We start from the raw sequence: 19,185 nt of genomic DNA on the forward strand, positions 1-19,185 counted from the left end.
GGTATTTATTAGAATTGCTTGATTTTTATGGGTGAATTTAGGTAAAAACAAAATAAATATCAAAACTACTTAAGGCCTTATATTAATATTTAAATATATTTTTAAAAAAATTAAAAAAATACTGTTGAAAATACTTTATAGAGGTATTATGATAGTAAAAGAAGACAGTAATTAGAAAGAGGACAAGATGAGAATAGCTTCAATAGAAAATGAAAATGGTGTTTCAAGCCTTATAAACTCTCATTTTGATAAAAATGAGGTCGTTGTTGAACAAATTAAATCAATGGACGAGCTCTTGTTTAAGGATTGTAGTATCTATGACCTAATCCTTGTGGATATGACTCACAACAGGTGCTTGCAATTTATTCAATACATAAAACAAAAAACAAATATACCGGTAATCTATTTAACAGAAAGATACCAAAAAAACCCCTACGAACAGGAGCTTGATGACAAAGACTTTGTGATCCATTCCTTCACCCGTGAGGAATTTATCGACGAGGTTTTCAAAAAGGTCGAAGAATTGTCCAAGGCAAATGTTCTTGATTTGGGTGAGTGTAGCCTGGATGAGGCCAATGGAGTCTTTAGGGTTGGCAACAAAATCCTAGATCTGACCAAGTCTGAGCTTAAAATTTGCTCGATTTTAATCCAATCAATGCCTAATATTTTATCCAAAGAGGATATAGTTTGCGAAATGCAAAATAGGGGCCTAAACTCAACTCCAAGGTCTGTCAGAGAGCACATCAGAAAAATCAGACAAGAGTTTAAGAAGGCAGACCTAGAGCCAATCGACACTGTGACTGCCAAGGGATATAGGTGGACACTGGATTCTTTAAAAACTAAGTAAAAATATTTGACAAAAAGCAAAAGTTTTCATATAATAGAATCAGAAATTGAATAGATATAGCAATGGAAATCCATTGCTTCTTCAGGGAAAGGTGCAATTCCTTAACCGGCAGTGATAGTCTGCGAGTCTTAGGACCGATTTGGTGAAATTCCAAAACCGACAGTATAGTCTGGATGGAAGAAGATATTATAGCTTTTTTCGTGCCCTGATAAGTGGGCATTTTTTATTGCCCAAAGGGAGGTATTATGAACAAAACAAAATCTATTTCATTAAACAACGTTGTCAAGATTGGTATTTTAGCAGCATTAGCCTTTATCCTAATGTTTTTCCAAATACCAATTCCTATAGCTCCACCTTTTATGAAGGTCGACCTAGCTGACGTGCCAGCCCTTGTAGGCGGCTTTGCCATGGGACCTTGGGCAGGTGTTGCTATCCAATTAGTTAAAAATATACTTAACCTAACAAAGACTCAAACAGTTGGCGTTGGCGAATTGTCAAACTTTATAGTTGGAGCAAGCTTTGTATTTGTATCAGCTTCTATCTATAAAAGCAAAAAGACCAAGAAAACTGCAATCTTCGCTCTTTTCTGCGGAGTAATTGCAATGACAGCCATAGCTACACTTTCAAACGCCTTTGTGGTTTTCCCAGCTTATGGAAAAGCTATGGGCATAGACCTAAACGCCTTTGCAGGCCAAGTTCCAGGTAACCCACTTGTTAAATCCTATGTAAGCCTCATGCTTTTATCTATAGCTCCATTTAACATCGTAAAGGGCACAGCAGCAGCCTTTGTTACCGACCTAATCTACAAGAGGGTCTCTCCAATATTAAAATTAAAATAAGGGAAATCCTACATTATTATCCAATAAAATATTCTGTTTGACAAAAAGCACCTCAGCCGGGTGCTTTTTGCGTTGGTAATAGGCGAAAGCTTCCCTATTGGCGAAAAAAAGAGGTATAATGTTAGGAATGAAAGGTTTTATATGATTATAAACAAGATAAGTGACTTAGAAAAATTTGCAAACAATCTTGCGCCGCTTTTAAAAGAAGGCGACGTTATTAACCTCATTGGTGACATGGGTGCCGGCAAAACAACCCTTGTTAATGCCATTGCTAGGTTTTTTAAGATTTACGACTCGTCTTCACCAACCTTTGCCATTGTAAATATCTACGAAGGGGATGTGACAATCTATCACCTAGATTTATACAGGTTTGAGAGTCCTGATGACCTTTTGGATATAGATTTTGAGACCTATTTTTACCCAGAAGGGGCTATAACATTTTTAGAATGGGCGGAAAATGGCGAGGGCTATTTGCCAGACGGAATGATAAATATAAGGATAGACAAAATTGACCCCGACACAAGGGAAATTACCATCCTAGACGACACAGAAAGGGCAAGGGAGATTAATGAATTACTTGGCAATTGATACATCAACCATGATTTCAACTGTGACAGTAGCTGATGAAAAGGAAATATTGGGAGATTTTAACGTAAATCAATCGAAGACCCATTCGGAAAGCCTGGTCCCAATGATAGAAAATCTCCTAAACCTTTTGGGAATGACTGTTGCGGACATTGATAAATTCGTAATAGCCGAAGGTCCTGGATCTTTTACCGGTCTTAGGATTGGAATGACTGTCGCAAAGACCTTGGCTCAAGTTGAGAAGAAAGACTTGATTACAATTTCAACCCTAAAGGCCATGGCAGCTGGTTCCACATCTGATAGGGCAAAGCTCCCTTTAATTGACGCAAGGTCTACAAGGGTCTACGCAGCCTTGTATGGCGAAAACCTAGAAGAAATTATTCCAGCAAATCTATATGAAATCGACGATTTGGCAGGGCTTGTAAATGCCAAAGACCTTGAAATAGAGATGATTGGCCTTTTAAACGACAAGTATTTTGACAAGTTTGAAAGGGCAAAAAAAGCGCCGATAAATATCAATAATTGCATCGGCGGTGGCCTAATTAGACTTGCCATGGAAGACGACAATCCAGTCAAGCCTCTTTATGAAATAAGCCCAAATTATCTAAGAAAAAGCCAGGCGGAAAGGGAGTTTAAGAAGTGATTAGACCGATGGAACTTGAAGACGCTGACAGGGTTTACGAAATCGAGAATGATTCATTTTTCGAACCTTGGACTAAAAGAAGGCTCCTAAAAGAATTTGAAGAAAACTCCTTCCTCAAACATTTCGTATACGAAAAAGACGGGGAAGTGGTTGGATTTTACATAATTTCCTGTATATCGGATTTAGTTGAGATTTTCACCATAGCGGTCGATAAAAACCACAGGGGTCAAGGCATAGGATCTGCTCTCTTGGAGCATTTGATAAATGTTGCCAAGGAGAAAAATGCCAGCGAAATCTGGCTAGAGGCCTCAACTAAGAACCTTGCCGCTGTCAACCTTTATGAAAAATACGGTTTTAATATCCAATCTATCAGGAAAAACTACTATCAAAAGACAGGCGAAGATGCTTACAATATGATAAGGACCATTACATGAAAGATTTTTATACCCTTGCAATAGAGACATCTTGCGATGATTCCTCCGTTGCAATTTTGAAAAATGAAAGAGAAATTCTAACAAATTTAATATCCAGTCAGATCGACATCCACGCCCTTTTTGGGGGCGTTGTCCCAGAAATTGCCTCAAGAAAGCACCTTGAAGCCATAAATCCATTGATTGATAAGGCTTTGGATGAGGCGGGAATTTCCTATTCTGACCTAGATTTAATCACCGTAACCAAGGGCCCAGGCCTTATTGGTTCACTTTTGGTGGGGATTTCTGCCGCAAAGGCCCTAGCCCTTGCAACTGGCCTTCCACTCGTTGGTGCCAACCATATGAAGGGCCACATCTGCGCAAATTACCTTTCAAATAAGGACCTAGAGCCACCCTTTGTATGCCTAGTCGTATCGGGCGGCCATACATATTTATGCAAGATAAATGACTACAACGACATAGAAGTCGTGGGATCAACCAGGGACGATGCTGCAGGTGAATCCTTTGATAAGGTCGCAAGAAAAATCGGCCTCGGCTATCCAGGTGGTCCAAAAATTGATAAACTCGCCAAGGAAGGCAACCCACAAGCCATAGATTTTCCAAGGGTTATGCTAGAAAAAGGCTCTTATGACTTTTCTTTTTCGGGCCTTAAGACTGCAGTTTTAAACTATGCCCACAACCTAGAACAAAAGGGAGAAGAAATCAACAAGGCAGACCTTGCCGCATCTTTCCAGGATGCAGTAGTGGACGTCCTTGTAGAAAAATCCCTCATGCTCCTTGAAGAAACCGGCTATAAACAATTTGCCATTTCTGGCGGAGTTGCTGCCAACTCAAGACTTAGGGCAAGGATGGGCGAAGAATTAGAAAAGCGAGATATAAAGTTTTATTACCCAGAAACCATCCTTTGCACAGACAACGCAGCCATGATCGCCATGGCAGGCTATCTTGACTATATGGACGGCGTTCGTGATGACACCTTTATGAAAGTTTATCCAAACTTAGACCTATGATATGAGAAGAAGGAAGAAAAACACAGACTTAAGAAAATATTATAAACTCAACATCGCCTCGTCAATCATTTGGATTTTGGCGGGAGCCGGGATAATTGCCTTTGGAATTTATTACAAGGAAATTTTGGAAAAGGTCTTTGGTGCAATTGGCATTCTAATCGGATTTCTAACCCTAAGGGCCAGGAAAAAACCAGCTGCAATAGGGATTTACGAAGAACGCAGACTCCTTGTTTTGGCTGGCCTTTTGGTAATTTATTCACTAGTTAATCCTTTGGGCAATATTGCCATCCTTTTTGACCTATTCAAAAGAGATTTTGTAATGAGGAGAGATTTCAATGACAAAGCTTAAAAAATACGGGCTTTTCATCTTTTTTGTCCTCCTCATCCTAATCCAGACTTCCTGTGTCAAAAGGAGAATTTCCTATCTTGAGAGGGAAAAACTTGCCAGGGAAAATGCTGGAATCAAGACGGCAGCCCACACAGGGATTTTTTATCCGGAAAATATTACGGATTTTTCCCTAGAAGACTACCTCAAATGGTACAAGGATTTGAAGGCGCCCCCACACTTGCAACTGGCAAGCCACGAAAATCCCAAAAAGCTCTCAAGGTCTGAGATGGTGGAAGACTTTGAATACTTATTTAGAGAACTCAAAGAGACCTACCCATTTTTTGAGGTTTTGAAGAGAAAATATGACATAGATTTTCTAAAAAACCACGATATTTACCTCAAAAAGGTCAAAGACTGCAAGACTGACGAAGAATTTACCAAGACCTTAAACGAGATAATGGGTGATTTGCACAATTTCCACGCCAAAATTGCCGATTCTGCCTATGTTGATCAGACTTTGAAATATTATTCGCGAAATTGGAACCAACCTTCAATTTATTACGAATTTTTAAATTTAAATAGGCAGGTTGTTAGAAATAGGTACGGCCTTGATGGTATTCAATCCAAAACTGGAGCTGGCCCTATAAAAAGGAAACAAATGGGCCTCATAAAAGACGACGGTGAAGCCAATATCAGCCTGGAAAGCCAGGGCGACCTCGCAATTTTAAAGATATCCCAGATGGGAGATTTGGCAAATCTTGACAAGGACGAGAAGGTTCTTAACGAATTTTTGAGAAATAAACACATGTACAAGGCCCTAGTTATAGACATCAGGGACAATGTAGGCGGAAATATGGAATACTGGCAGAATTTCCTCATGCCAAAATTAACCAAAAATCCGAAACAAGTTGTAAACCATATGTTCTTCAAGGATTCGCCAAAAACAAGGCTTTTGCTCCAGGACAATACCCTAAACATGGAAAACTTGTCAAATGTTGACATTACAGGGATAAGGTTAGACCATGCGGAAGAGTTAAAAGAGTTTTCTTATTATATCAAAGATACCATAGTCATAAACCCAGACGAATCAAAAAGGGACAATGGCTACGAGGGAAAAATCTTCCTCCTAGTCGACGAAGACGTATTTTCAGCCGCAGAAGGCTTCGCATCCTTCGTCAAAAACACCGAATTTGCAACCATTGTCGGCACTCAAACCGGTGGCGATGGGATAACCCTCGGAGTAATAAACTCCGTCCTCCCAAACTCAGGCCTAGTCTTCACCTACACCAACACCCTAGGCTACGACCCAACTGGCGAAATCAACGAAGAACACCCAACCACCCCCGACATAGAATCCGCCTCCTACAGACAGTCTATAGAAATAATTGAAAATATGGTAAATAACTAAAGCTCCAGAAATGGGGCTTTTTTTGTACCGCGCCGTCCCGAACGACGCCGCAGGCGGCGGAGGGACCTAATAAACCCAGGACCAGAAAATTCGAAGAAACCACTCCATGCGCCGTCCCAACAGAAGGAGCGAAGCGACTGACGAGGGACCTTATAAATAAGGGACCAACACAACCGAAGAACCCCCACCACTTATTAAGTATTTCTTAATAACTGAACTATTAAGTATTTCTTAATAACTGAACTATTAAGTAATTCTTAAGAGTTGAACTATTAGGAAATTCCTAATAGTTGATAGCTCCATAGAGCATGACTAAAGGCCCCGTCATTCCGAACGAAGCCGCAGGCGAAGGAAGAATCCCACAAACCCAGGACCGGCGCCGTCCCGTCAAAGGCCGCAGGCCGCCGAGGGACCTCATAAACTCGAGACCAGTACAACCGAAGATAGCATCCCACTTTCCAAGCTGTCATAGACTTTACCTCGAAGGGAGTCATTCTGAGCGAAGTGAAGAATCCCACAAACCCAGGACCAGCATGAACGAAGTAATATCTACTACCAATCCATCCAAATAGGGTATAAATTATAAAAATATAAGCGAGGTCAAGAATGACTATAAAAGAAAAAGAAAAAATATTATTTGAAAAGCTAAGAAAAGATAATCACGCCATAGTAACAGACGGGATAGTTGATGAAAATGAGTACTTATCATCAAAATACAAAATATTATATGTAATGAAAGAAGTAAACGGAGGCAAGGATTGGGATCTAAGAGAGTTTTTATATGAAGGAGGCCGCCCTCAAACTTGGGACAATGTCGCCAGATGGACACAAGGCATACTAAACCTAGATAAAGAATACAGCTGGGAAGAACTTTTAAAAGACAACGAAAAAAGAAGAGAAACATACCTCAAAAAAATAGGGTCAATAAATCTTAAAAAAACCGGCGGCGGCCACACATCGGTTGATAAAGAAATATCCAAGGCAGCATGGGAAAACAAGGAAATAATCAAAAATCAAATAGAAGTCTATAATCCAGACATCATAATCTGCTGCGGCACAGCAGAAGACTTCGTAAAATCAGCCCTAGACCCAAAAGAAATAAACTGGACCATGACCCAAAGAGGCGTGAAATATATTAAGGATAAGGAAAAAATCATCCTAAGCTTCGCCCACCCCGAAGCCAGAATAAGAGACGCCTACCTGCACTATGCATTGGTTGATGCGGTACGTGAGATTTTGGGGGAGGGGAAAAGATAAAGGTTAACAAGCATATGGTGGTTAATATTTTTTTAAAACTCTAAAATGATATCTTTAAAGGGGTAAATATGACTAGAAAAAATGAGGAAAAATTCGCGTTGGAAGCATTAAAAATAATAGATAATGTCAAATATAAAAATGCATATCTTTCAGAGATACCCGATATACAAACAGTTGATAAATCCGTGGGTGTGGAAATTGTTAGAGCTGACTTTGATGAACTAATAATAAGTTTTAAAACGATTGGTAAAGATATTATTAATGCAATGAAGATGAATAAAGATAAGCCTTTAATAAATGATGAAATAGAAGGAATACTTTTTTATCAACGTGCGGATAAACAAGGGAATTTTGTTAGTCTTCAAGATGCAGAGAATTGTCACTATCTATATGAAGTTAAAACGAATAAGGGAAGATCAATTAAGGAAATAATAGATTATGATGACCTCAGAGAAATATCAAAAAATAATCAAATCTGGGAAGTAGAAAATAATACTTTTGATAGTTTAGATGATAATTATAAAGTTATGATTGGTCGACCTGTAGTCAAATGGGTAGAAAATTGGTATATGCTTTTTGTTGAAAGAATAGATAGTAAAATAGAAAAATTTGATACGTATGACAAATTTAAGGAAATTAATTTGGCGATAATATCAGTTCATAATTATGATGACGATTTTCAACAGGTGGCTTTTAATTTAAAAAATCATTACAGAGATAAATATATGCCTTTCGATAATATTTATCTGATATGCGGTAATTTAGATAAAACTATAGTATTAAATTTCAATGAGAAATAGAAATGGTTTCATATAAGTTTATTATTATTGAATACTTAAGGAGATATTTTTGGCAAATTTAAGAGAATTTAGATTAGATAATATAATTGAATATAAAGGGCTATGGTCTTTATCAGCAGTTGGTGTATATACCAAGAATCGGATTGAAACAGCAGTTAGAGGAACGCTTAAAATAAACAATGGAAAAATAAGACTGGAGATAAATGGTAAGTTAAAATCTTATAATATTAAAAATACTTACAATAGTTTTGATATTTTTGGATATTTAAGTAATGGCCTATATGTTAAATTAGAAAAATGTTACATAATAAGTATAAATTTTCCATCACCCGGCTACCCTACAGAGAGCTATATGGCTACAAGGGGATTTATATTAATTAAAAATGATGATAATATAATTTCCAAAACTTTACAAGCTACACAGGTTAGGATTTCACTTAATTATTTGGAAGATTGGTATGATATAAATTTACCTACAATAAATAATGTTGGTGACGATGGCTCATACTCTATAGATTATAATAACGATTTTTTTGATAATAATAATTATGAAATATTAGATGGAAATTATTATGTTAAGTTAGTTAGAAATATAACTCAAAATTATAATATTCATAAAGGAGTTATTACAGAAGTTGACTCTTATTTAAAGATAAATTCAAAAGGATACGAGCCTAAGCCTATCGATAATCTTCTAGATTTAGCGTTCTGGTTAAAAGAGTTTATTAATTTTATTACGCAAACTTTTGGCAATCTAACAGAATGTACCTATCTACTTGAAGACAATGTTAATAGGATCTGGATTGAGAAGATTAAAAAAGATGAATATATTTATCATAGACCTTACTATGAGGGTAAATTGATTTTTAATCAACTTAGTTTTAATAATGATGAACTTAATTTTTATTCGCTTAGATTAAGTAATGTATATAAGGATTTTGGATTACTTATAAATGAATGGTTTAAAAATAAAGACAATCTAGATTATATAATATCTCTATATAATCAAAATCAATTACCTAATTTAGATATAAATACGAAATTAGTCAACCAAATTAAAATGCTCGAAGCATATTATGATAATTATAAGGTAAATAAAAGAGAAAAGATCACTGATAAAGAAAATAAACTAAATAAAACAAAGACTAAACTAAAAGAATATTTGAATTTATTTGATGTAGAAGAAGGAATAAAAGAAGATATAATTAAAAATATCAATTACTCTTCAAAAAATAAGAAAATGAATTTACGTGAAAAATTAAACGTGATTTTAGAAAGCTTGCCAGAAAACTTTAAGATTATTTTTTATGATATTGATCCAGAATGGGATAGGGATGATAAGTTTATAGATAAATTTGCTGTAAAATTAAAAGATACTAGAAATTACTATACACACGGAGCAAACCCTGATAAAAATAAAAATAGATATAAATCTACAAAAGAGATAATAATAGCAAACCAAGTTCTTGATTATATAATTTATTTTTTAGTATTAAAAGTCCTAGGATTAGATGATAAGAAAATTTTAAATTATCCATTTATAAAATATAAGATTATGGAATAGATAATTAATTAAAATCATCAAATTTCAAAATTATAATTTGTATATAAATTAAGACTTATTTAAAATTGAAAAAAAATCACGTAAGTCATAAAGTGATGTAGAGAAATTAGATGAATTTGTATTATTCATCTAATTCTTCTACGTTCATACTCTTTGATTTAGAAGTAATTAATAAAATACATATTATTTATTTTTGTTTTTTCGATTTGCTTTTTTAATTCCTTAAATTCTTTATTAATTTTCGCTTGTTCATCGATAATAATCACGGTTAAAACTGTATTGTAGGTGTTATCATACCATTTTTCTCTTTGCGACTCTTCAATATATTGATTATTATTTTTATGCCTGATATGTAAGGTATTAAACATTTCAAACATTTGATCAACAAGTACAATTTTATTATTCTTTTGCATATATAAATCATCTTCTTTCAAAGAATCTGTGATCTCAACCTTTTTATCTTCCATGTATTTGGCAATAGAGATTAATATTCTTTCCTTATCGTCTACTGTAGTGGAAAAGTGTTTGTATTCTAAGATTTTAATAGCAATATCCTTATCAGTGCACGCCACTATTTCAGCAGCTTGGATAGATTTCTTATCTTGAGGGACTATTATAAAATCGTAATCGTCATCTTTTTGTACAATTTGATGATGAATCCTATCAACCATTTCTTTTATATGTTTTTTTAAATAATCCATGTTCTTCTCAATTTCATATATCCGTGCTCCTGGTATAGTTCTACTAATACCACGGATTGATTGTTGATAAGTGCATATGACGTACAATAACATTTCACAGATTAGAATAAGAGATTCTTCATCATTAGAACTTTGAGCCTTTATATAATCAATTAAACTTTTTAATGATGTGAACGGACCCACTTTTAGGAATTTGATAAAATTTGCATCAATTAATCTTCCTATACTATGGAAGGAACGATCTTCTTGATTTATCAATCTGATAATACAATCAATCTCTTGCTTTGCGCTAAAATTACCACTATCTATTAAATCTCTAAAATGCATAAATTTATTTCTTTCTATAACAAATCTTCTTAATTCCTATTATAACAAAAACATCGATTATAACCTAATTATCAATCAATGAATGATAATAAAATTAAATAACTAACAGAGAAAGCAACAATAAGAAATTTTTATAAATATCAAGACAAATGAATGCTAGAAAACTCATGACCTTATATGTTATAATAAGCTTAGATATGCATTGTAAAGACTGACGAATATACATAATAAGGAATAAGTTTACAATATATAAATATTACTTATGATATTTTAAACTTGTTTGTCCGAAGAATTAATAGGGAGAATCATAATGACAATTAAAAAACTAGACCTAGGGGGCATGGACCTACTTGGGGCGGACTTAGATAAATTTGCAGGGCTCTTTCCAGACCTTGTCACAGAGGAAAGAGATGAGACAGGAAGGCTTAAAAAATCCATAGATTTTGAAAAATTCAAGGCGAGATTTTCTGCTGATATTATTAGTGAGGGTAAGGAACGCTATGAATTTACCTGGCCAGGCAAGAGGGCAGCCATGGCAGAAGCCAACTCTCCAATAAATAAAACCTTAAGGCCAGTAGTAGAAGAATCCAAAAATTGGGATACGACAGAGAACCTCTACATAGAAGGCGATAACCTCGAAGTCCTAAAACTCCTCCAAGAATCCTACCTGGGAAAGATTAAGATGATTTATATCGATCCGCCATACAATACAGGAAGTGACTTTGTCTACAACGACGATTTTAAGGAAAATCTCGACCAATACAATGAGGATAATGCCGACTATGACGAAGAAGGCGGCAAATTAATAAAAAACATCGAATCCAACGGCCGCTTTCATTCTGATTGGTGTTCAATGATTTATCCTAGGCTAAAACTTGCAAGAAACCTCCTAACAGATGATGGGGTTATATTTATATCCATAGATGATAATGAGCAAGAAAACCTTAAGAAGATATGTGATGAGGTGTTTGGGGAAGGCAATTTCATAGCTCAAGTAATATGGGAAAGAGCCTTTGCTCCAGTAAATTTAAAGAAACATTTTTCTGAAAGCCATGATTATATATTGGTTTATACAAGAAATTTAGAACAAACAGTTTCAAATGGTTTAAAGAGAACTGGAGAAGCTGATGATAGGTATAGAAATCCAGATAATGACCCAAGAGGGCCTTGGCAATCTGGAGATTTTTCAGTAGGACCTGCTGTAGAGGCGAATATTTATGAAATCATATCTCCTTCTGGTAGAGTAAATCTTCCTCCGAATGGAAGGTCTTGGAGAGTTTCCGAAGAAAAATTTAAACAAATGGTGAAAAATAACGAAGTGTGGTTTGGTAGTGATGGCAATGGTGTTCCTAGACAGAAGAGATTTTTATCAAATGTAAAGAAAGGAATCACGCCTATGACCATATGGAAATATCAGGATGTAGGACATTCTCAAGATGCAACCAAGAAACTAAAAGCTTTATTTGATAATCATATGTATTTTGAATATCCAAAATCAGTAGATTTAATTAAAAGATGTATTCAACTATATTCTCAAGAAGATTCCCTAAATCTAGACTTCTTTTCAGGCTCAGCCACCACCGCCCACGCAGTTATGGACCTAAATGCAGAAGATGGGGGACATCGTAAATATATTATGGTAAATCTTCCAGAAGAAACCGACGAAAATTCTGAGGCCTACAAGGCGGGTTATAAAAATATCTGCGAGATAGGCAAGGAAAGGATTAGGCGTGCTGGGGAGAAAATCCTTGCTGATAACAAAGACAAGGAAGGAATTGAAAATCTTGACACAGGCTTTAGGGTCTTTAGGGTTGACTCTACCAACATGAACGATGTGGCAATTGAGCCAAATCTATTGGAACAAAACTTCCTAGATGAGTACGAATCAAATATCAAGGCTGACAGGACCGACCTAGACCTACTTTTTGCCTGCTTATTAGCCTGGGGACTTCCACTTGATAGAAAACATGAATCAGAAGATTACCATGGTTTTACAATCCATTCCTACAATGACGGCGACCTCATAGCCTGCTTTGATGATAATATATCAGAAGAAGCTATCAAATATATGGCAAAAAAAGAGCCTTTGAGGGTAGTCTTCAGAGATTCTTGCTTTAAGTCTAGTCAGGATAAAATAAATGTGGAAGAGATTTTCAAAATCTTTTCACCAGAGACAGAAATAAGGGTTTTGTAAGATGAAACTGAAATTTAAACAACAAAAATTCCAATCTGATGCAGCCCAGGCTGTGGTGGATGTCTTTAATGGCCAGGGAAAAAAACAAAACAAGTATATCATGGATATTGACCTACATGAAAAGCAGATGACTATGGGTGAAGATATAGATTTTATGGGAGTTGCTAACCAAAAAATAAATCCTATCTTATCAGCTGATAAAATCTTAGATCAGATAAGAAGAATCCAGATAGACAATTCTATAAGACCTTCTGATAAGCTAGAGGGGGATGGGCTTAATTTGTCAATCGAGATGGAAACAGGAGTCGGCAAGACCTACACCTATATCAAAACTATGTACGAACTCTACGAAAAGTACGGCTGGGCCAAGTATATTATCGTCGTCCCTTCTGTGGCTATTAGAGAAGGTGTTTATAAAACTTTTGAAGTGACAGAAGACCACTTTGCCAGCCTCTACGGTCATAGGATTAGGTATTTTATTTATGATTCGTCAAAGCTTTCTGATATATCAAACTTTGCCTCAGATCCAAATATAAATGTAATTATTATGAATTACCAGGCCTTTAACTCTTCGTACAAGGGAAATGCTTCAGAGTCTGCAAGGAAGATTTTTAGGGAACTAGATGAATTTAATTCGAGAAAACCAATCGATGTTATAAGTCAAACCAATCCTATTTTAATCCTTGATGAACCTCAGTCCTTGGAGGGTAAGGCAACCAAGGAAAGGCTTAAGGAATTTAAGGCCTTGTTCACTTTGAGATATTCTGCCACCCACAAGTATCCATACAATATGGTCTACAAGCTGGATGCTGTAGATGCCTATAATGAGAAACTTGTAAAGAGAATCCAGGTTAAGGGTATTAGCCAGACTTCTCTGACAGGGACTAGTGGCTATATATATTTTGATGGCTTAAATATTTCAAAATCTGCCCCTACTGCCAACTTAGAGATAGAAATCAAGTACAAGGGCGGTGTCAAAAGGAAAATGGTAAGGGTTGAAGAAGGTGACAATCTCTATATCAAATCAAATGAGCTCGAGGCTTATTTGGAAGGTTTAACCGTATCCCAGATAGATGGTAGGGATAATTCTATAGAATTTACAAACGGAAGCAGACTCTATGCCGGAGATGTGGTTGGCCAGGTGGACGAAGATGTCATCCGCCGCATCCAAATCAGAGAGACTATAAAAAGCCACCTTGAAAAGGAAAGAGACCTCTATAACATGGGAATTAAGGTCCTAAGCCTCTTTTTTATCGATGAAGTTGCAAATTATAGGGTTTATGACGATGACAACCAGGCCCAAAATGGTATATATGCAGATATTTTTGAGGAAGAATACGACCATGTATTTTCTAGCTTCCAATTAAAATATGGAGGAGAAGCCTATGTGAATTACCTTGAAAATTTCAAGGCTGAGACCACCCACAAGGGATATTTCTCTGTTGACAAGAAAGGCAGGCTAAAAAATACCAAGGGCGATTCCAATGATGACGTTTCTACCTATGATTTGATTATGAAAAACAAGGAACTCTTGTTAGACAGGGACCCTAAGAAAAGTCAAGTGAGATTTATATTTTCCCACTCTGCCCTTAAAGAAGGTTGGGATAATCCAAACGTCTTCCAAATATGTACCCTCAAGCAATCTGGCTCTGATATGAGAAAAAGACAAGAAGTTGGCCGTGGTTTGAGGCTTTGTGTGGATGATACTGGCGAGAGGATGGATGAAAATGCCCTCGGTGATAGTGTCCAGGAAGTAAATAGCCTAACTGTTGTGGCTAGCGAATCCTACGAAAATTTTGCCAAGGCCCTTCAAAATGAATATTACGAAGATTCTTCTGGCAGGGCTAGGAAGGTCAATCCTGATTTGTTTGAAGGCAGGATTCTTAATAGCTCAGATGGGGAAGAAAAGGAAATCGACAAAGACCTTGCTCTTAAGATTTATGACAAGTTAAGAGACCTTAGATACATCGATGACCAAAAATTAACTGAGAAATTTTATGATGATAAGAAAGCCGATTCCATAGACTTGGGAGATGATTTAAGAGATTATCAAGATTCGCTGATTGGCCTATTAGATAGGATTTATAATAGGGATATAGATATAATTGACGCAAGATCAAGAAATGTCTATGCAAAGCTCCGTGAAGACAAACTAAAATCTCAAGAATTCCAAAAACTTTGGGATAATATCAACCAGAAAACCTATTATGTGGTTGATTTTGAAAGCGATGAGCTCGTTGAGAATTGTATAGCCAAGATAAATGCAGTCCTTAATATCCAAACCATAAAATACGAGGTGAAGACTGGCTATATAGAGCAAATGTCTATTGATAAGAAAGATTTTAGCAAAAATATTAAGGAAGTAAACGAAGATAGGACCGAAGTATACGGAATTACAAACTCTACTAAGTATGACCTAGTAGGGAAAATTGCCAAGGACACCCAGCTGACTAGGAAGGATGTTGTAAAGATTTTAAAGGGAATAAGTGAAGATAAGTTCCTAAATTACAAGAAAAATCCTGAAGAATTTATAAGCAAGGTAAGCCAGATAATAAACGATGAAAAAGCAGTAAAGATTATCCAACACATCACCTATGATCTTTTGGAAGATAAGTACGAAAATGAGATATTCACCGAAGCCAATCTCAAGGGCCAGCTCGGCAAGAGTGCTATTTCTTCAGAGAAAGGAATTTTTGACTTTACTATCTATGATTCTGATATAGAAAGAGATTTTTCAAAGAAACTAGATAGTAGGGGAGAGGTGGCAGTTTATGTGAAACTCCCATCAAGCTTCTATATTTCAACACCTGTTGGCAAGTACAATCCCGACTGGGCCATTGCTTTTAAGGAAGAAGACATAAAACATATTTACTTTGTAGCAGAAACTAAGGGGAGTAACAATACTCTCCAGCTAAGAAATATTGAAACCGCAAAGATTAGCTGCGCTAAGAAGCATTTTGAAAAAATCAGCGGAGATAAGGTAAGGTATGGAGTTGTAAGTTCTTTTGAGGAACTTTTGGATATAGTAAGTAAATAATTATTATCAACCCTAGCATTTAAAGTGCTGGGGTTTTCTATACCATATTTAATTTAAATAGGCAAAACCAATCAATACCTGTAGACAAGTTCTGCTTTATTCGATAGAATATAAGTAAGATAATTTCTTATTTTAAATTACTAAAATATTTTGAGGAAGGATTAGTTATGAAAAAGTTTGGGCTTATTTTGTTGGTTTTCCTGCTTTGTGCTTGTGGTGGAGATTTGTCTTCTCCTGGAGAAAATGTTTTCAAGAATAATTCTGTTGAGGATGGTTCTGGTGATGAGTCTAGGTCTTCTGAGGATTTGTCTGATGAGGATTCTTCTAGCAAGGATGCCGAAGGGGATTCTTTTGATTTGTCTGAGCCTTGGGCTGTTTGTTATAGGGATATTTTGGATAATAAGCTTCCTTACTTAATTTATACCGATTGGGAGGGGAAGGTTTTTGAAAAATACCTTAATGACCTCTATGGGGATGGAGACTTGGGTTTTGCCATTTATAACCACAAGGATTTTTCTTTTCCGCTATTGATTCTCCGCTACAGACTAACTGGTCCTGGTCCTTATGAAAATATTTATGCCATTGTTTATTACCAGGAGGATGGGTCTTATAAGACTTTTTCTGTCCTTGATCCTGGTCAATTTACCCAGTTTGCCAATGGAATTTATGAAGATTCTGAGGGGAAATTGTTTATTGATGATGCTAGTAATGATGATATTTTCGCCATTAATAAGGTGGGCGATGAGCTTTTGATTAATTATTGTTATAGGCCGGGGACTAAGGGTTTTGCGTCTAGGCTTGCTGGCGGTTGTTTCGATGACGAGCCTGGTGGCGAGGTTGATGATGACTATCAAAATGGGATGCCTGGATTTTTGGGTGTGAGTCTTATTGAAGCTAGGGCTGAGGATTTTCCTGAAGTAGCCTATAATGATTTTAAAAATTCCATTAAGGAAATCCCTATGACTGACCTTACTTCTACAAATATCTCTGAGACCTTTGCGGGCTCTGATGGTGATAAGGCTTCTGATTCAGATTTTAAGGAGCCGGATGTTTTTGAAGAGATTAAAAATGGTCCGGACTATGGTTTTTTGAGAAAAAGATACGATGAAAACTATATCTATAATCTCGAGATTGATGGCAAGGATATGGGCCAGATTGCCCTTGTTTCCTATGGCGGTTCTAAGGGATCTGACACCTATACTGATGTTGGTTACCTAAATATGAAGCTGGTAAAGATTTGGAGGGCTGGCGATTTTGCTGATGATGGGGCCTTGGCCCAGATTGATGGGGAGGATTCAACTGCCTTTGTCAAACAGCACGAGGGTGGCTGGTACTATGGGGTTTTCCCGGGTGCTATGGAGTTTGATTACGATTATTATAATTTTTATAATGTGACTCTTGTTAGTTTTTATGACTTTGACGCGGAGGAGACTATCTATGCAATCAAACACCCAGCAGAAACAGTTATTTTTGGTGAAGATTCCATGTCTATTGACCTTAAGACCCTGTCTAAGCTTTTTGGTTTTTCCTATAGTTTTGATTTGGATAATCTGAAGATAATCCTAGATACCAAAAATCCTCCTACAGAAAATCCTTTTATAGAAATACCAAGAGGATCTTATGGAAGTCTAGAGGAGCTTTTGGAGGATAATTTTGGGCCAAATGGCAAGTATAAATATGAGGAAGAGTCTGAAGACCTAGGAGAAAAGGATGAAGAAGTAGGCGAGGATAAGGCTATAGAAGATTCTGGTGATGCTAAGGAAGAAAAGAAGGAAGATAAGCCAAGTGAAGAAGAGTGGCTTATAAAAAATATCACTAATATCAAACCAAAGGTTATAATTACCAAGGATGGGGAAGATGAGAAATGGGATAAGACTTCTTCCTTTAAGATTGAGATAAAAAACAAAAAAGATTATCCTAAAGACGCAAAATTTATAATTAGTTCAAAGTATATCGACAATAAAAAAGTTAATAAAGATGGCTATTCTATTAGTGGGGGACCTTATGAAATAGGCACAAAAAAGAGGCTTTCAAAAAAGGGTGCCGATTATATAGAGGAAATAAAAATCAAAGTATTTTATGGAGATAAGTGGTCAGAAGAATATAGCTACTATTATAATCCTGCCCTAAATTATTTTGAAAAGGAAATGGCAAAAAATGGCCTCAAGGATGACTACAACAAGGTGATAGACAAGATTAAAGAGCTTAGGGACTATGACCCTATTGTCTATGATAAGAATGATAAAAAATATAAGTATAGGGAAGAGTATGCTTTTATAATCCCCAAAAAAACAGGCGAAGCAAAAAGCCCAACTGAAAAAGCTTTGGTCCGTCAGTGGTTTACCTTTGCTAACAACATGCAATTAAAGGAATATTCGAAGGCTTTGGAAAATGTAAAAGGTAACAAGGTTAATAAGTCGAACCTGGGTATTTTTGGAAAAATGTTCCCTTGGGCAAGGTCTAGAGAAATTGCCAAGAACATAACTGAAATAATAAGTGTTGAGAACAATAATAAAATTGTCAACCAGGATGGTAGGGAATATTTATTAAAAATAGATTCAATAGGAGTTGGAGCAGCCCTTACCACTGGAAAAATTTATATGAGAGAGGGAGAAGATTGGAAGGAAATGAAGAGAATAGGGCTCCTTACTGCAACTCCGAAAGTTGATGATGCATCTATAAAATTTACAGAAAACTACATTATAGCCCTAGGTTTTCAATCTTTGGGAGGAATTATTAACAAGCCAGGTCTAGTGAAAATGGCCACCCAAACAAATTTTGAAAGGGGAGTGAGTTTTGCCCAATATATTGACGGACTTACAAAATTTTCTGATAAGATTTTAGAATCAAATCTCAAAAAATACGATTTTGAAGACTTATCAAAGATCCTAGGCCTAACAAGTAATGGCAAGGATTTCTTCTCTTATCTGGATACCCTAAAAAGAATGAATACTAATCTTAATAAAAATACGGCAGACCTAAGCCTAGAAGAGACTAGGGAAATGGTGGATGATAGTATTGTTATCCTCAAATATTTAGGCAAATTAAAATAAAAATAAGGGCTCCTTTTAAAGTAGAAGGAGCTTTTTTGTTGACTTTTTGTCTTTTATTATAGATATAGGTTAATTATTAGGATAGAATATCTTGTTTAGGCGGCAAATAATATATCTTTCATAATTTATCATTGCACCACTCCAATAAACTATGCTATAAT

General features: G+C 36.0%; 15 protein-coding genes and 1 riboswitch. Of the genes, 14 read left to right on the plus strand and 1 reads right to left on the minus strand.

The features are described 5' to 3' along the window. Positions 1-187: 187 nt before the first annotated feature. From K8P03_RS04700 to K8P03_RS04750, 11 genes are all read left to right on the plus strand, one after another. Complete coding sequence (locus K8P03_RS04700; RefSeq protein WP_223418797.1) at positions 188-847, plus strand: winged helix-turn-helix domain-containing protein; 660 nt, start codon at positions 188-190, stop codon at positions 845-847. A gap of 73 nt (positions 848-920) precedes the next feature. Further along, positions 921-1,036, plus strand: a riboswitch (FMN riboswitch). Between the two features lie 56 nt (positions 1,037-1,092). Next, complete coding sequence (locus K8P03_RS04705) at positions 1,093-1,686, plus strand: ECF transporter S component (protein WP_223418800.1); 594 nt, start codon at positions 1,093-1,095, stop codon at positions 1,684-1,686. 141 nt (positions 1,687-1,827) lie between these two features. Then, a complete protein-coding gene (tsaE, locus tag K8P03_RS04710) occupies positions 1,828-2,274 on the plus strand; it encodes a tRNA (adenosine(37)-N6)-threonylcarbamoyltransferase complex ATPase subunit type 1 TsaE (RefSeq protein ID WP_223418802.1) in 447 nt (148 codons plus the stop codon). Then, positions 2,255-2,914 (plus strand): tRNA (adenosine(37)-N6)-threonylcarbamoyltransferase complex dimerization subunit type 1 TsaB, encoded by a 660-nt coding sequence (gene tsaB / locus K8P03_RS04715; RefSeq protein WP_223418805.1) that lies wholly within the window; start codon positions 2,255-2,257, stop codon positions 2,912-2,914. The genes tsaE and tsaB overlap by 20 nt, the downstream gene beginning before the upstream one ends. Next, on the plus strand, positions 2,911-3,348 hold the full coding sequence (gene rimI / locus K8P03_RS04720) for a ribosomal protein S18-alanine N-acetyltransferase (protein WP_223418807.1): 438 nt from the start codon (positions 2,911-2,913) through the stop codon (positions 3,346-3,348). Before tsaB ends, rimI begins: the two co-directional genes overlap by 4 nt. Next, positions 3,345-4,355 (plus strand): tRNA (adenosine(37)-N6)-threonylcarbamoyltransferase complex transferase subunit TsaD, encoded by a 1,011-nt coding sequence (gene tsaD / locus K8P03_RS04725; protein WP_223418809.1) that lies wholly within the window; start codon positions 3,345-3,347, stop codon positions 4,353-4,355. The genes rimI and tsaD overlap by 4 nt, the downstream gene beginning before the upstream one ends. A gap of 1 nt (position 4,356) precedes the next feature. Continuing rightward, a complete protein-coding gene (locus K8P03_RS04730) occupies positions 4,357-4,704 on the plus strand; it encodes a hypothetical protein (RefSeq protein WP_223418811.1) in 348 nt (115 codons plus the stop codon). Then, on the plus strand, positions 4,691-6,091 hold the full coding sequence (locus tag K8P03_RS04735) for a S41 family peptidase (protein ID WP_223418813.1): 1,401 nt from the start codon (positions 4,691-4,693) through the stop codon (positions 6,089-6,091). The genes K8P03_RS04730 and K8P03_RS04735 overlap by 14 nt, the downstream gene beginning before the upstream one ends. A gap of 606 nt (positions 6,092-6,697) precedes the next feature. Then, on the plus strand, positions 6,698-7,348 hold the full coding sequence (locus K8P03_RS04740; protein WP_223418815.1) for a hypothetical protein: 651 nt from the start codon (positions 6,698-6,700) through the stop codon (positions 7,346-7,348). 68 nt (positions 7,349-7,416) lie between these two features. Next, positions 7,417-8,148 (plus strand): hypothetical protein, encoded by a 732-nt coding sequence (locus K8P03_RS04745; protein ID WP_223418817.1) that lies wholly within the window; start codon positions 7,417-7,419, stop codon positions 8,146-8,148. Between the two features lie 49 nt (positions 8,149-8,197). After that, complete coding sequence (locus K8P03_RS04750; RefSeq protein ID WP_223418819.1) at positions 8,198-9,712, plus strand: HEPN domain-containing protein; 1,515 nt, start codon at positions 8,198-8,200, stop codon at positions 9,710-9,712. Positions 9,713-9,870: 158 nt separating this feature from the next. Here the strand turns inward: K8P03_RS04750 and K8P03_RS04755 are convergent, their stop codons facing one another. Further along, positions 9,871-10,413: a hypothetical protein gene (locus tag K8P03_RS04755; RefSeq protein WP_223418821.1), complete on the minus strand. Its 543-nt coding sequence runs from the start codon at positions 10,411-10,413 to the stop codon at positions 9,871-9,873. Positions 10,414-11,050: 637 nt separating this feature from the next. On the opposite strand from K8P03_RS04755, the gene K8P03_RS04760 reads away from it, so the two are divergent. The 3 genes from K8P03_RS04760 to K8P03_RS04770 all read left to right on the plus strand — a co-directional run bounded on the left by K8P03_RS04760 (position 11,051) and on the right by K8P03_RS04770 (position 19,024). Next, on the plus strand, positions 11,051-12,934 hold the full coding sequence (locus tag K8P03_RS04760) for a site-specific DNA-methyltransferase (RefSeq protein ID WP_223418824.1): 1,884 nt from the start codon (positions 11,051-11,053) through the stop codon (positions 12,932-12,934). A gap of 1 nt (position 12,935) precedes the next feature. Next, positions 12,936-15,971: a type III restriction-modification system endonuclease gene (locus tag K8P03_RS04765; protein WP_223418826.1), complete on the plus strand. Its 3,036-nt coding sequence runs from the start codon at positions 12,936-12,938 to the stop codon at positions 15,969-15,971. 167 nt (positions 15,972-16,138) lie between these two features. Continuing rightward, a complete protein-coding gene (locus K8P03_RS04770; RefSeq protein WP_223418828.1) occupies positions 16,139-19,024 on the plus strand; it encodes a hypothetical protein in 2,886 nt (961 codons plus the stop codon). Positions 19,025-19,185 lie beyond the last annotated feature (161 nt).

This window comes from Anaerococcus murdochii, from assembly GCF_019957155.1.
In the GTDB taxonomy this organism is placed as follows: domain Bacteria; phylum Bacillota; class Clostridia; order Tissierellales; family Peptoniphilaceae; genus Anaerococcus; species Anaerococcus murdochii.